The sequence below is a fragment of the Alcaligenes sp. HNGD-HTN06 genome (assembly GCF_049932565.1).
Classification (GTDB): Bacteria; Pseudomonadota; Gammaproteobacteria; order Burkholderiales; family Burkholderiaceae_B; genus Alcaligenes; species Alcaligenes ammonioxydans.
In genome coordinates this window covers 1,265,675-1,280,621 of sequence record NZ_CP187782.1, presented here as the reverse complement: position 1 = coordinate 1,280,621, position 14,947 = coordinate 1,265,675, and the positions used below count along the sequence as shown (strand labels likewise).

The following is a 14,947-nucleotide window of genomic DNA, read 5'->3' as shown; positions in this document are numbered from 1 at the left end:
GGTCTGCCACTATCGTTTTTTTATGGGCCCACGGCTCGCTTCTTGAGCCACACGTGTCACAGCACCTGTAAAAACGCCAACAAAGCCTGGATTTCCGCCTCACTCAAATTCAGCTTTCGTATGCGTGGTGACTTACGTGGTATCAACGGACCGGCTTGCCCAGCGTCAGGGATCATGCCCGCATCGTACATGCGTACGACACCCTCCAGACTCGGGAACAAGCCATTGTGCATCCAGGGCCCCGCCCGCGCGACGTTGCGCAAGCTGGGGGTACGAAACAGCCCCAGGTCGGCCGGGTCGCGAGACCACTCAAACCGGCCCAGGTCCTGCAAGCGACGTCCATAGAAAGACAGGCCTATATTGTGAAAGCGGTTATCCGTCAGCAAGGGGCCGTTATGGCAGTTCATGCAGCGCGCCTTGGTGCGAAACAAGTGCAGGCCAGTGAGCTCCTGATCACTCAAGGCAGCCACATTACCCGCGAGAAAATCGTCAAAACGCGTTGCGGCCGGTCGAAGGGTGACCACATAGGCGGCCAGCGCCCGTGCCAGTCCTTGGGCATCCACCCCAGCGTTCCAGGCCGGTCCAAAGGCCTGTTGAAACGCCTGGGGATAATCGTCCAAGGTACGCAGGCGCACAATCAGATCGCGCAAGGCATGATTCATTTCCACCGGGTTTTCAATCGGACCGAGCACCTGATCCTGCAAAGTCTGCACCCGACCATCCCAGAACAAGTCTTTGGCAAATGGCGCAGCGAATAAGGGTGGCGTACGACGCTTGCCCATCAGACCGTCCTCCCCAATCGCCAATGCCTTGCCATCGCTAAATGATTTGTCGGGCTGATGACAGGATGCGCAGGAGATCTGTTGCCGACGCGAGAGCCGCTTATCAAAAAACAGGCGCGCGCCCAAGGCCACAATCTGCTTGTTACTGGCATCCTGGGCTGCCTCATGCTGTGCGTCCGAGCCTGGGCCTGGTATCGGCCCCCACTCCAGCCACCGCTCTGCCTCATCCATATCAGGGGCCGGCCATTGACGCGGAACATGCTCATAGCGTGTGCGCAGGCAAGCGGCATCAAGTTCGCCCTCCTGCCAGCAAGATGGGGACGTCGCTTCCAGACCGGGCGACCAGCGGGCAAGCTCCACCACGGGATCATCGCCCCCTGCATTGGACGTAGTCGTCACAGAGGCCGCGCAGGCCGCACCGGACAACAGGGTTCCCAGCGCCACCCTCAGCCAGACGACGCCGCGCCGTTTGATCTTCAATAACGGTACGAAGCGCGCAACCACAGCTCTCTTCCTGTCCGATAAAGGTTCTGGCTGCTTGCCGAGTTCGGCGTGCTGATCACCAAAGGCGCTTGCTTGTCCAGCACATTCAGCACATCCAGCCCCACGCCCAAGCCTTTGAACATCGTCGGCTCCCAGTCCAGACGCATATCCCAGGTCCAGTAAGAACCTACCCGGCCAGACTCGTATTTTTCCCGCCCGTCACTCCGATTCAGGCCCAGATAATGCACATCCTTACGGGCGCCATTCCAATGAATGCGGTTACTAAGTTGCAGACCATACGATGCCCACCTTCCTGTAAGACCCGCACTGACACGCCACGGCAGGTTGTAATCTCCTACGGGACGGTCACCTCGACGGATCAGGTCGCCATTGTAGTAAATGTCGTCGTCCATCTCCTCGGCGGCGCCCTCATAACCATCGGCCAGTTTGGTATTGCGCTTGCTGCGCTGATGGGTGATATCCAGATGCGCCGTCCATCGACTCGGCCCCACCGCCCAGGGTGCAATGCTCTTTACACTCAAGGTGAAGGCATCGGTTTTGGCGTGTCCCTTATTGGTGTAGAGGTAGCCAGTTTTGCTCGTGCCTTCGATAGAGACCTGTTGGCGGCCATAACGACGCACATAGCCCAACTCGGCGACCACCGTGCTTGACAACTGTTGCTGCACACGCAGAGCCCACTCGTCGTCATAGGGCGTGCGCAAGCCGTCAAGCGTATAGGCGGTATGGGAAGGTCGATCTACCCGATTACCTCCGGTGATTAACAAGGTGTGCAATTGGCTCTTGCGCTCACGCATGGCGGTCCCAAGAATGTCCATGCCGTAATAACGGGACCAGCCACCCGACAAACGCGTTTCCCCTGTCCCGAGCACATCCCACTCCAACAAGGTACGTGGCGCCACATTGGTGTTGCCGAAATAATTGTCCCTGTCCACACGCAAACCGCCGGTCAGGGCCAGCCGCTGCCATGACAAACGATCAGACAGGTAAACCGACGCAGCGGTATAGCTGACCCCCACATTGCCGGCCTGGTAGTAGTTCAAGGTCTGCAGCTTATCGGGCTGACCATTGCTGAAATGGCGAGTATTACCGCCGTAAGCATCCTTCTGACGCACGAATTCGCCCTGGGTATGGGCCAGCTCAACACCGGCATACGTGGCATGTTCAATTGCCCCGGTCTGAACCGGCTTGAACTCCAGTCGGGACTTCAAGGTCAGATTGCGCTGTTCGGTCGATTCCTGTCCAAAGCCACCGGTGATATAGGTGTAATCCAGGCGACCCGTGGGCTGATACATCATGTGGACCATATAGTCGGTACCGTCAGAATGGCGGTAACTGTTCATCTGGTCATAACCCAGTTGCACACGCGCCTGCCCCCAGCGCAGATCATGGTTCAGATCAACCCCCAGACCGTAGGATTGTTGCTGGTGCTGCCACTGAATCTGGTCGGCCAAACTGCCCGAGTCCACCAGATCCTCACGACGATCCGCATACTTGAGGGTCAAGGCGGAGTCGGTGTCGGCACTCCAGCGAGTATGAATTTTGACAAACCCATTATCGACCCGGTCTATGGAGCGCGTCTTCAAATCCGTGAAGACCGTATCGTGGCGCACACGCATGGACCGATCAATCGTGGACTGACGTCGGGAGAGATGGATCAGGGCTGCCGTATCCTGTGTCCATCCCACGTCAAGCATTGCCGAGGTGAACCGTTTGGTCCAGACCGGAGAAAAACCGGGTTTGCCCGCCTCAAAATTCTTCTTTTGTTCGGGCGCAATCTTCTGCGCAGTCAGCCCCGAGGAGTTGTAGCTGAAATCAAACCGGACACTGTTGTCGCCTTGGGGATTACGTACCCTGGCATCGACCACACCCCCCGTGAAACGACCATAGTCCACAGGGATACTACTATCGAGTACCGTCACGCTTTCCAGCAGGTGCGTATCCAGGTTGTAAGCCTGGGCATAGGCCGGTACATTGCCCACCTGCAGATTCAAATTGCGGCTGGCAGGGTCGATCTGGTTGGTGGCGCTAATGCCGTCAATCTGGAACTGGTTCTGAAAAGGGCTGGCCCCGTAGAAACTGATATCTTGCAGCGCCAGGGAACCTCGATTCACACCGCTTTGCGCGGCATCATCCTGACGCACCGCGGGGTGATCGGCCAGCAAACTGGACACGTCCCGATTGCCGGCGGGCCGCTGATCCATATCCCCTCGGGAGTAAACACGTTCGCCGATGCGCTGGCCCTGAACACGCACAGGTTCCAGCACCGACAAGCCCTTGGGCACCGTCGCCGTCACTACCGTATAACGACGCGCCCCCTGCTGGCGCGCGGCCAGCCCCCAGGGGGCCAGCAAATTGTCCAGTGCCTGCTCGACCGTCAGCTCACCCTGCAGGGCCACGGCCTGTTTCTCCCGAACCTGCCCAGGTGAGAATGCGATTTCCACCTGAGCCTGACGCCCTATCTGCAAAAGCGCGTCTGCCAGCGCTTGAGGGCTCATGTTCAACACCAAAGCGTCGTCAGCCCGCACCTGTGCAGGTGGAAAAACCAGCAGCATGCTGGCAATCCATAACACCAATGGTCCCGGTTTCAGACGTCCTGGCCGATGCGAGGGACCGAGGTCGGCCGCCATCTCAGCAAGCGTTTGCCTGCGCAGGGCAAGAACAGACGGCGTGTACTGCAAAGCGCACTTCATGATTGAGCATCCTATTTAAACAACTACTATCAGGACGCTGTGCTATCCGTCTCCCCTCACCCCGGGTTGCCATCGTATTTTTTAATTGATAATAACTATCATTAGTAAATAACTATGACTCCCGGCAATTCCCTGATACTCACGTCACTGCCGGCAAGCAACAGACTCAAGGCGGCGGCAGGTTGAGCAGCTCGCACCACCCCGGACACACGGGTGGAACCTGCCCGCTCATTCACCACCCAGATAAGGCGCTTCGTGTACTGGCCCAACTGACGGGCCAACTCATGCACACTCATATCATCAACACTGAGCAAGCCGCGTGTCCAGGCCGGGGCTGTGTCCGCCTCTCCCGGCGGTGAACTCAGCGTCTGCAGCCGTCTGCCGGTCACGGTGGCACGCTCACCGGACTGCAGGATCACAGCTTGGGCGGTGTCGCAAACGTGGCACTGCACACGTACCGTGTGTTCGTAAACCGCAACGCGGCTGAGCTGGCCGTTCAGACTGACCTCATACTGTGTACCCAAGGCCGTCGCCTGCGCCGGGCCCGCCACCACCGTAAAGGGACCTGTCTTGTCATTGCTCGGCACTACCTGGAAAAAGGCCCGGCCCGCCTCCAGCTGAACGTGTCGCTGCCCCTTTTCAAAGTGCAAACGTACACGCGTGTGCGCGTCCAGAATCGCTAAGGAACCATCTGGCAAAGTCAGCCGGGTCAACGCTATCCCGCTGCTGATCGTTCCGTGTTGCTGCCAGGTTTGCCAGGCAAGCAAAGACGCAGCCACCATTGCACAGGCCCCCAACAAGGCCTTGAAACCAGGCTTGCCTCTCTTGCGCGCGACCGGCAACACCCTCAACTGCCCCAGTCGTCGCCAACTTGCCGCCAGGGCATCGTAGGTTCGCGCGTGCAAGGGATCGGCCGCGTACCAGGCCTCAAACTCGGCCCTGCCCCCTGGCGGCAGCCTGCCCTGGGCGTTGCGCAATACCCAACGGGCCGCGTCCTCATCGACTGGGCTCCAGGTCGGATCAGGCAGCGCGCTCATGCCGTCGTCATCAGAACATGATGGGCCACCAGCAAGATGCGCATCATATGCTTCTCAATCGTACTTTCGGAGACACCCAGCTTTTGGGCAATCTGGGCATAACTCAGCTCCTCGCAACGATGCATCATGAAGATACGCACGCTGCGGGGGGATTGGGCCATCAAAGCGTGCTCTAAACGCTGCAAGATCTCTTTGGCCAGCACTTCCTCATAGGTATCAGGGGCATGGTGATGGGCAATGCTCAAAGCGTACCCGTCGACAGCACGCTGCTCACGCGTATGGCGTCGATACCAGTCTGCAGCGATATTGGCCGCCACTTTGAATACATACGCGCGATGGTTATCGGCCTGCACCTGCTTGCCCTTTTCCAGCAAGCGCAACCAGGTGTCATGCGCGCAGTCCTGTGCCAGTTCAGGACAATGCGTGCGCCTGCGCAAATAGCGGATCAGATCCGGATAATGGGCCAGAAAGGCCGCCGTCAGCTTGGACATGAAAAGGCGATCAATTTATATAATCAATAATCATTCTCATTATTATATACACGCCAGGCATCTGATTTACCGCTGTCAGAACTCCTTGAATGTGCTGATCGCTGTCACTCCCTTGGCGATCAGGCATAAAAAAAAGCGCCGCATTACAATGCGGCGCCTGGCGAAACCCAGCCTGAATGCTCAGGCTTTCTTCAAATACATGGCTTTCAGCAAGTAGCTGATGCCATCAATTTTGCAATCGACCTCATGGTCACCTCGAACCAGACGAATGCCTTTGGCCTTGGCACCCTTTTTCAGGGTATTGGAACCTTTGACCTTCAAATCCCGGATCAGAATCACATCGTCGCCCGCAAGCAGCACATTGCCGTTGCTGTCTTTGACAATCAGCTCGTCCTCGTCCGTTTCAGCATCCGTCGTTTGATGATTATCTTGCCATTCATAGCCACAATCGGCACAGACCCATTGCTCGGTGTCATGGTAAGTATTTTCCAAGGTGCACTGAGGACAGGGAAGCGGTGTGCTCATATATTTTTCCTGTAAAAAGCTGGGTGCTACCGCACCAGAAGTGCGGCCAGTGTAGCCCCTCGCATCAGGAACACCAAAAACACCCCACGCAAGACCAGCGCGATACTGCGCCAGCCTCGTCGCCAAGGCACAGTCCGGCCAAGAACCTCAAATGAGCGGCGCGTCAGGCAAGTCAATTAATAGCCTATGCAAACACCAGCCCCATACCGCCTCGACCGACTTTCGGGCGGGGGTCGAACGCTTGCGCAGCAAATAAAAGTCCGCGCCCACGGTCCCCGCATGCGCCACCTGCACCAAACGGCCGGCCGCCAGATCCCTGGCTACAAACGCCTTGCAAGCCAATGCCACCCCTTGGCCGGCTAATGCGGCATCCAGTGCCAGAGTGGTCTGATTGAACACCGCACCGGGCAGTTTTCTAGGGGTTTTCAAGAAAGCAGCCCAATGATTCTGCGCATCATGCAACAGCGGCAAGGCATGCAACTGCTCCATGGACAAAGGCAGTGCGGCATTCCCTACCAGTCCAGGGCTGGCTACCGCGACCACATCTTGACGAAACAACAACTGTGCCTCTAGATCCGCCGCAAAGGGAGGACGAGTCAGACGCACCGCAATATCGACCTGGTCGCGTTCAAAATCCGACAAGGCTTCCGTTGCCACGGTGCGCAACTCCACATCCGGCAGCAGAGTTTGCAAATCTCCCAGCCGTGGAATCAATAGCTTGGCCGCAACGGTGGGCGTGACACTGATGGTGACGGTATCCGGGCGCGTTAGTAAACGCCCTGTCGCCTCGCTTAGCGTATCAAAAGCACGGGTGACATCGGCCAGATACGCCGCCCCCCGCCCCGTCAAGTGCAGTCCACGCGGCCGACGTTGAAACAACACCACACCTAAATGCTCTTCCAAGGCCCTGACTTGCTGCGCCACCGCCCCCTGCGTCACCCCCAGCTCCTGAGCCGCTGCTCGGAAACTGAGCCTGCGCCCCGACACTTCGAAGGCGCGCAAGGCATTTAAGGAAGGCAGGGAACGACGTGAGGAGCTCATGGTATAGGCAATAGTTTTTCTACAGTCTAAGACGTTTATTTAACGCCTGATTTTTTCCCATCAGACTGAAATAATAACGTTAATCACTTAACAAGGAGCCTTATATGACTATAGAAAAAGTTGCTCTTATCAGCGCTGGGGGATCCGGCATGGGGGCCGCGGCCGCACGTCGACTGGCTCAAGATGGCTATCAGGTCGCCATCCTGTCCTCATCCGGCAAAGGGGAGGCACTGGCCAAGGAACTAGGCGGCATCGGACTGACGGGATCCAACCAGTGCAACGAGGACTTGAAACGACTGGTCGACATGGCCATGCACCGATGGGGACGCATTGACGCACTGGTCAGCTCGGCCGGGCACGGCCCACGCGGCCCCATCCTGGACATCAGCGACGAAGACTGGCACACAGGCATGGACGTCTACTTCTTGAATGCTGTGCGCCCCGCCCGACTGGTGGCCCCCATCATGGCAGCGCAAGGCGGCGGCGCTATCGTGAACATCTCGACCGCCTGGGCGTTTGAGCCTGCGGAAATGTTCCCCACTTCGGCGGTATTCCGCGCCGGATTGGCAAGCTTCACCAAGATTTTTGCGGATAGCTATGCAGCCCAAAATGTGCGCATGAACAACGTGCTGCCTGGCTGGATTGATAGCCTGCCAGCGACCGACGAGCGGCGCGACAGCGTACCGATGGGGCGCTATGGCAAGGCCGAGGAAATTGCGGCGACCATTGCGTTCCTGCTGTCAGACGGCGCCGCTTACATTACGGGTCAGAACATCAAAGTGGATGGAGGGCTGACACGTTCGGTGTAAACCGCAAGCCGTGCAGCCCACTGGACCCGTCTTATAGAGGGCTTATCCTGACAAGAAAGGCGCTCATGCGCAGCAGGAAAGGCCATGCGCATTGGCATTGAGGAATTAGGGGCCAGACACTGTGCGGCAAAAAACAGAGCTAATCGCCCTCTCTCCGCACCACCCAAACTCTATGAGCCCAGAGTCCATCACCGACGGTTTGAACACCAAAAAAAACGGCCACCCTTGCTGGGTGGCCGTTTTCTTTATCTGAATGCCGCATTACTGATTCACCTTGCCGCACTATAGCGTCGTCTGGAACAGCGGGCGGACAAGCGTAAAAAACTGGGGCCAGTGGCATCACCAAGAAGGCATAAGAACACCAGTGACGCCCCCCAGGACATTAGTGCGCGCTTGCCAGGATTTTTCTTGTTGCGAGTATGCGCACCACGCTCCTGACTAACACGTTGACCCCGGCACTTTGTGCTAAGGGTGACACCCTTGGGAGCGGCGGGGGCCGGAGTACGCTTACGATCAGCTTCAGTCACAATTTTAGTACCCATGTCTCTCTCTCCAGTTTGATTAAATTCGCACTTGTTTCCCATGTGCCCGGTTTATGCGTGGCAACAGGAAACAGACAAGAGGATATTCGGCAGTGCCTTAAGGTATAAAGGCACAACTGATGGGTCAAATCATCACGAACAAGCCCTCAGCCAAGTTGAGCATAGCAGGGATTGAGCAAACCGGCTCGAATAGGCCCCGAGCAGACACCCAGGCAAGCACCCATGCCTACCCCACAACAAGGCCACTGCTGGGCGGGCCACTAAAACCATACGTCCCACACGGCGAGAGCCGTTTCTCAAAGGGGCAGCCTTCCCTGCTCATTCTTTGACCCAGAAAGAGACATAACTACAGCGATGAAATACGCAGTGCAACACAGCCGCATCGCATCTGCACATGTAATCGAATGAGCAATACGGACAACCCCAAGACCACGAGTCTCCCGCTCATCGCTGACGCGAGTGGTCATCCATTAGGGACGGTAGCTTAAGCGTTAGATTTGTCAGAGCACGCGACGCTGCCAGCGCCCCGAACAGCAAATTGCAACACCGTGACTTACCCGCCAAAGCGGACACAGACCAAGCAAAGAGTATCGGCCACATCCACCAGACACAGCATCAGCCTGGGCACTAGTCGGCAAGCAGAATGGCGCACTAGGTCCAAAACCGTGGCGGCGGCAAGATAAGCCCTACCAAATAGATTGCGCGCAGCACGACCAAAACGGCGGAACAAAGAAAAAGCGGCTCACATTGCTGTGAGCCGCTTAAATTTTGGTGGCGCATCCCTGATTCGAACAGGGGACCTGCGGATTATGATTCCGTCGCTCTAACCTGCTGAGCTAATGCGCCGAAGAAGAAATTATAGCAAGGTTTCGTCTTTTAGCAAGCACTTCTCTCGAAATTTTTTACTTTTTTTGATGTCTTCCACCCATAAAACCGCTAAGCCCTTGTATTTACTAGCTTTACCCATTTCTCGTAACCCTAGCCCGTTCTCATCATCAAGAAACAAGATGTAAGAAACCCGATGCAACTCCGTCTTTGGGGCCCGGTCCCCGTCTTGCGCGCTATCAAGCCGTTTTGTCATTGCCTGTTGCTACACTGCCTGCTTGGCGTTCGACCCCACCTCATTTATTGACGTCCGTGATCCGGACCTTGCACAGGAACTTTGTTTATGGCCAGTACGCTTGCTATCGTTGTCTCGCTTTTACTGCTGATGTTTTTTGCTTATCGGGGGGTGACGGTTCTGTTGCTGGCTCCCTTGATGGCCGCTTTGGCCGTGCTGCTTTCGGGGGATTCCGGGTTTTTGCTGCCCATCTATACCTCCACCTTCATGAGCGCACTGAGCGGCTATGTGCTGCAGTTCCTGCCCATCTTCTTGCTGGGCGCCCTGTTTGGTCAGTTGATGGCGGACTCCGGAGCGGCGCAGGCCATTGCCAAGTGGATCACCCATAAGCTGGGGCATCGCCACGCGATTGCCACTATTGTGATGGTGTGTGCTGTGCTGACCTATGGCGGCGTGTCCTTGTTTGTCGTGGCCTTTGCTATCTATCCCATTGCCAAGGATCTGTTTCGTGCCGCGGGCATTCCCAAGCGTCTGATTCCTGCCTCCATTGCCCTGGGCTCCTTTACCTTTACCATGACCGCCCTGCCCGGCACGCCCGCCATCCAGAACGCCATACCTATCCCTTACTACGGCACCAACGTGTTTGCAGCGCCCGGACTGGGAATTATTGGTGCCTTGATCATGGCCTTCGGTGGCTTGTGGTGGCTGCAGTCACGGGCTCGCAAGGCCATTGCCCAAGGCGAGACCTACGGGGATCATGGGCAGGATAAGTTCGACGCCAGCACCCCCGATAGCACGGAAGGTGAGAAACCCATGCCCATCTTCCTGGCTTTGCTACCTTTGATTCTGGTGATCGGCGTCAATGCCCTGTTCACCTATGGCATTTTCCCCGACACAAACTTCGGGTTCATGGCCGAGCGCTTCCCTCAGCTGGACCCGGCCAAAATTACCGGTCTGTGGGCGCTGATTATTGCGTTGATCACGGCCATTCTGGTCTTGATCATCAGCCGTCTGGGGCATTGGAGAAACCTGCGCGAAAGCATCAACAAAGGGGTATTCGGTTTTATGCTGCCCTTGTTCAATACCGCCTCTGAAGTTGGTTACGGTGCGGTCATTGCCAGCCTGGCAGGCTTTGCGATTATTCGGGACTTTGTACTGAACGTGGCACCGGGCAATCCACTGATTTCCGAGGCAGTCGCCATGACCACGCTGGCCGGTATTACCGGCTCATCCTCGGGCGGCTTGAGCATTGCCTTGCAGACCCTGGGCCCGGACTATCTGGCCATGGCTCAACAAGCCGGCATCAGCCCCGAACTGCTGCACCGTGTCGCCGTGATGGCCGCAGGTGGCCTGGACACCTTGCCCCATTGCGGTGCCATCATCACCTTGCTGTCCATCTGCAAGCTGAACCACCGCCAGTCCTACGGCAATATCGCCATGGTGACGATGGCAGCCCCTATTGTGGCGCTGATCACCGTGATTACGCTGGGTACGATTTTTGGCAGCTTTTAAACCGTCTGCCTAAAATGGCCTTGTCCACAGCGGTGTGCCCCTCGCACATCGCTGTTTTTTTATCCAAAACCGGTAACGCTTTGCTATCCGTTGTTGAGACTGAGCATGCTAGGATTCACGCGTAGGGGCCCGTATTATCATTAGCCATAATCAGGAGCACGCCATGAACTACACCTATACCCTCAATGAGTTAGGCGCGGAAGCCATTCGTCAGTTTGTGCTGGATCGTGGTCAGCCTGAGCTGAACCTACAGGCGTATATGGCCGCTGCCGAAGTCGAGGCCGACAACTTCAATGAAGGTGGCAGCCAGCGCGGCCAGATCGAGATTGACTCTCACTGCAGCAAGGACGGTTTGACGCATACGCTGCTGTTGGAGAAACACTGGTTTGCCACCCAGCCTGTTCCTGAAACGCCTGAGGAAGACAGCTTCTTTTAACCACCTGCAGGCCGTTTTCCGCGTTCCGCCTACGTCGCTGACACGCTGCTCGAGCCCTCTTTCTGTGCCCCGACGATGTTTAGCCTCAGCCAGGCAGCCTGAAACGGCTGCCTGATTCTGACTCTGCGTGCATGCGCGGGCAAGGGGCGATCCGCACCTGAAAAAACGGCCTCGCACTCAAGGCCACACCGCTGCCGCATCAATCCACCTGCAAGCCTATTTTGGACGACAGGGCCCCGAACCGGTCGATATCGTTCCAGATCATGGCCTTGAAGCCGCTGGGCCGGGCAGACTCGTTTCCTTCTTGCGGCGTATAACCCAATGCCAGCAATTCCGCCTGCAGGGCGGGGTCCGTCAAGGCTTTTTGCACGACACGATTCAGCGTAGTGATGATGGGTTCGGGGGTGTGGGAAGGAGCCAGCAAGCCATGCCACTGATCCAGTTCAAACCCTGTCTTGCTCACTTCAGCCACCGTCGGCACATCAGGCAGTACCGGACTGCGCTGGGCAGAGGTGACCGCCAGAGCGCGCAGATGTCCGGATTCGATCAAGGTAGCTGCGCTGGACAAGGTGACGATGCCAATCGGCACCTGCCCGGCGACCACATCGTTCAAGGCCGGGCCGCAGCCTCGGTAAGGGATATGCAATAAGGCCGCACCACGCAGATCGTAGAGCATTTCTCCGGCCAGGTGCTGCGGGGTGCCATTGCCACATGACGCATAGGCCAACGCCGGTTCGGACTGCTGCAGCAGGACTTGCTGCAGACTCTGAATATCCGAGCCGCTCCCGGTCACAATGACGGAGGGCACAAAGCCTATATTGGCAATGGGTGCGAAGTCTTCTTTAGGCTTGAAACCCAGGTTGCGGAACACACCTGGATTGATGGCAAAGGAACTGTTGGCCATCAGCAAGGTATGCCCATCGGCACGGGCATAAGCCACGGCACGCGCACCAATATTGCCACTGGCCCCGGGCCGATTGTCGATGATGACCGGCTGGCCCAGGGCTTTTTCCAGACGGGGGCCCAACTTGCGAGCCAGCAAATCGGTTCCCCCACCCGGCGGAAAGGTCACGATCACGGTAATGGGTCTGAGGGGATACTTTGCAGTCTGGGCGACTGCTACCTCGCTGGCCCGCCCCGTCAAAGGGCTTGCGCCCCACGCCACCACCCCCAGCAAGGCGGCCGCTGCCACCCGCTTGCTCACCTGAAAACCCGCCATGACCGCCAGCACCTTGTTACTCAAGCATCCAGACCAATATCGAGCACACGGGCGCTGTGTGTAATCCAACCCACCGCGATCCGATCCACGCCACAGCGGGCAATTTCCACCGCGGTCTCGGGCGTGATACGACCCGAGGCTTCGGTCTTGGCGCGGCCACCAACGCGGGCCACAGCCTCGCTTAAGGTCGCAATATCCATATTGTCCAAAAGAATGCTGTCCACCCCTAGCTCCAGCACTTCATCGAGCTGCTCCAGGGTATCGACTTCCACCTCGATGCACACCAGATGGCCGATATAGGCGCGAGCCGCTTCCACGGCCGCTTTCACGCCCCCGGCCACAGCGATGTGGTTGTCTTTGATCAGCACCGCATCATCCAGACCAAAGCGATGGTTGCTGCCACCGCCCACGCGCACCGCATATTTCTGCACTGCGCGCAGGCCGGGCATGGTTTTGCGGGTGCAGGTAACCTGGGTGCCGTAAGGCGCAATGGCCCGGGCGATGGAGGCCGTTGCCGATGCCACGCCACTTAAATGCCCCAGAAAATTCAATGCGCTACGCTCTGCCGTCAGCATGGAGCGGGCCGAGCCACTGATGACGGCGATCTGGGCACCCGGCATCAGGTCATCCCCATCTTGAAGCTGGGCCTCAAAGCGCAGCGTAGGGTCCAGCAAGGTAAACGCCAGACGAGCCAGATCCAGACCAGCCAACACGCCTTGTTCGCGGGCTACCAGGCGCATTTGCGTACGAGAGTCGGCAGGCACAATGGCGTCCGTTGTCAGATCACCCGCACGACCCAGATCTTCCTGCAAGGTGGCGCGCACCAGAGGCTCAAGCATCACGTCGGGCAGGGAAGGAATACGGTGCGCGCGTGTCTGCGCAGCTTGCGCTGCCGGCGCAGGGGCATTAATTATGCTCATTATGAGTATTTAAATCGCTAAAAAATAAGGCCTAATGGCACGGTGCATTTATGCTATTCCTGAGCATAAGCACTGTCAAGCCATAGGCCCGGTTTTTAACGCGCCTGTTTCGCCAAGGGCAACTTGCTACCCGAGATAGCCCGCTCAAACAACACGTCACCCCGAAAGCGGAACAGCTTGGCAGGCCGCCCCGAGCCGCCCATGCTCATCGCGCCGGTTTCCTCGACCAATGCCTGCTGCTCAATCAAGCGGCGGAAATTCTGCTTGTGCAGGCCACGGCCAGCCAGCGCTTCGACCGCCTGCTGCAATTGCAGCAAGGTGAACTCCGGGGGCATCAGCTCAAACACCACGGGGCGATATTTGATTTTGGCGCGCAGGCGCGCCAGACCCGTAGCCAGAATCCGGCGATGGTCGTGGCGCATGCCCAGTCCCAAGGCATCCTGCTTGCCCTGCGCTTGCTGCTCCTGCTGACGACGGCGACAGGATTCGGGTAACAGGTCCGCTTCGTACAGCAGCTCGTAGCGCTGCAAGACAAAATCTTCGTTCCAGATGGCGCCCTCCAGCCCAAAGCTGTAATTGACGCGCTGACGTCGTAATGCACGCAAGGACTCGTCCTGCTCGCACCACGTCAACAAGGCCGGCACGATGGTCTGCTGAATGATCGAAGGAGTACCCTCACGCCAGTCCTCCCACGGAAAGTAACGATAACAATCCTGCCAGATCACCTGAGCCACATCCGGCTGACCCACTTCCCGCGTCAGCCCCACATAGCTGACTGACACGATACGCGTTCCCTGAGCGTCAAAACGATCGCGATCTGCAAAGGTATAAAGCTGCTCCACATACCCTACCGGGTGATGGGTTTGCGTTTCCACCCAATCGCGCAGCCCCGTTTGCAAAGAGCGATGCGTATGTTGAAACGGCCCGGCGGGCAAGGCCTGCCCGCCATCCGTGGTCAAGACACGGGGCTCGCCGTCGCTGACAGCGACTAACACAGCGACCAGCTCAGCGCTGACTACAGGTTCCTGCGTATCGATCACATATTCTCCTTCTGAATCTCGCCCATGCGCGTGTGGCCGATTATAAGCGAGCCCTGAGCCGCCCCCACCCCGGAGCGAGCACGTACGCCACGCAATACAGTCCGTACATTATTTTCAGATGATCAAATTATGATCCATGAACATCTAAGCCTAAAGAATTTTGTTTGGCAGCCGTTAAGCGTTTGAACTGTATGTGTTTGCCATAAATGACAAGCAAGCGCTCAGTCAAAGGCCGGATCAGTCAACAGTTTCACGCTTTGTTCTGCTCCGCCATTCGCAAAAATAGAAGGTTTCTGACAGTTCAGAGCAGTCAGTAACCGGGCGTAGAAACCTTTGCTT

The 14,947-nt window shown here is 57.4% G+C and carries 12 protein-coding genes and 1 tRNA gene; 3 read left to right on the top strand and 10 right to left on the bottom strand.

Annotated elements, in window-relative coordinates; genetic code table 11:
- Window positions 1-56: 56 nt before the first annotated feature.
- The 6 genes from ACOZ42_RS05810 to ACOZ42_RS05785 all read right to left on the bottom strand — a co-directional run bounded on the left by ACOZ42_RS05810 (window position 57) and on the right by ACOZ42_RS05785 (window position 7,070).
- Window positions 57-1,286: a cytochrome-c peroxidase gene (locus tag ACOZ42_RS05810; protein WP_426345655.1), complete on the bottom strand. Its 1,230-nt coding sequence runs from the start codon at window positions 1,284-1,286 to the stop codon at window positions 57-59.
- Complete coding sequence (locus tag ACOZ42_RS05805; protein ID WP_426345654.1) at window positions 1,259-3,976, bottom strand: secretin and TonB N-terminal domain-containing protein; 2,718 nt, start codon at window positions 3,974-3,976, stop codon at window positions 1,259-1,261. Before ACOZ42_RS05805 ends, ACOZ42_RS05810 begins: the two co-directional genes overlap by 28 nt.
- A gap of 101 nt (window positions 3,977-4,077) precedes the next feature.
- A complete protein-coding gene (locus tag ACOZ42_RS05800; protein ID WP_426345653.1) occupies window positions 4,078-5,013 on the bottom strand; it encodes a FecR family protein in 936 nt (311 codons plus the stop codon).
- Complete coding sequence (locus ACOZ42_RS05795) at window positions 5,010-5,504, bottom strand: RNA polymerase sigma factor (protein ID WP_131071460.1); 495 nt, start codon at window positions 5,502-5,504, stop codon at window positions 5,010-5,012. Before ACOZ42_RS05795 ends, ACOZ42_RS05800 begins: the two co-directional genes overlap by 4 nt.
- Before the next feature lie 180 nt (window positions 5,505-5,684).
- Entirely contained in the window at window positions 5,685-6,029 is a 345-nt protein-coding gene (locus ACOZ42_RS05790; protein ID WP_003804559.1) for a zinc ribbon domain-containing protein YjdM, read from the bottom strand.
- A gap of 147 nt (window positions 6,030-6,176) precedes the next feature.
- Window positions 6,177-7,070 (bottom strand): LysR substrate-binding domain-containing protein, encoded by an 894-nt coding sequence (locus tag ACOZ42_RS05785; RefSeq protein WP_059317880.1) that lies wholly within the window; start codon window positions 7,068-7,070, stop codon window positions 6,177-6,179.
- Window positions 7,071-7,174: 104 nt separating this feature from the next.
- Here ACOZ42_RS05785 and ACOZ42_RS05780 point away from each other — a divergent pair, with 104 nt between their 5' ends.
- Complete coding sequence (locus ACOZ42_RS05780) at window positions 7,175-7,879, top strand: SDR family oxidoreductase (RefSeq protein ID WP_426345652.1); 705 nt, start codon at window positions 7,175-7,177, stop codon at window positions 7,877-7,879.
- 1,311 nt (window positions 7,880-9,190) lie between these two features.
- Here the strand turns inward: ACOZ42_RS05780 and ACOZ42_RS05775 are convergent.
- Window positions 9,191-9,267: transfer RNA gene (locus ACOZ42_RS05775), tRNA-Met, on the bottom strand.
- Window positions 9,268-9,589: 322 nt separating this feature from the next.
- Here ACOZ42_RS05775 and ACOZ42_RS05770 point away from each other — a divergent pair.
- Window positions 9,590-10,993 carry a GntP family permease gene (locus ACOZ42_RS05770; protein WP_426345651.1) on the top strand — a complete coding sequence of 468 codons (1,404 nt, stop codon included), beginning with the start codon at window positions 9,590-9,592 and terminating at the stop codon, window positions 10,991-10,993.
- A gap of 163 nt (window positions 10,994-11,156) precedes the next feature.
- Window positions 11,157-11,429: a hypothetical protein gene (locus tag ACOZ42_RS05765; protein WP_003804572.1), complete on the top strand. Its 273-nt coding sequence runs from the start codon at window positions 11,157-11,159 to the stop codon at window positions 11,427-11,429.
- 199 nt (window positions 11,430-11,628) lie between these two features.
- Here the strand turns inward: ACOZ42_RS05765 and ACOZ42_RS05760 are convergent, their stop codons facing one another.
- The 3 genes from ACOZ42_RS05760 to ACOZ42_RS05750 all read right to left on the bottom strand — a co-directional run bounded on the left by ACOZ42_RS05760 (window position 11,629) and on the right by ACOZ42_RS05750 (window position 14,608).
- Complete coding sequence (locus ACOZ42_RS05760) at window positions 11,629-12,648, bottom strand: tripartite tricarboxylate transporter substrate binding protein (protein WP_059317950.1); 1,020 nt, start codon at window positions 12,646-12,648, stop codon at window positions 11,629-11,631.
- A gap of 20 nt (window positions 12,649-12,668) precedes the next feature.
- Window positions 12,669-13,568 carry a carboxylating nicotinate-nucleotide diphosphorylase gene (gene nadC, locus ACOZ42_RS05755; protein WP_131071456.1) on the bottom strand — a complete coding sequence of 300 codons (900 nt, stop codon included), beginning with the start codon at window positions 13,566-13,568 and terminating at the stop codon, window positions 12,669-12,671.
- Between the two features lie 95 nt (window positions 13,569-13,663).
- Window positions 13,664-14,608: an NUDIX hydrolase gene (locus tag ACOZ42_RS05750; protein WP_426345650.1), complete on the bottom strand. Its 945-nt coding sequence runs from the start codon at window positions 14,606-14,608 to the stop codon at window positions 13,664-13,666.
- Window positions 14,609-14,947: the final 339 nt, after the last annotated feature.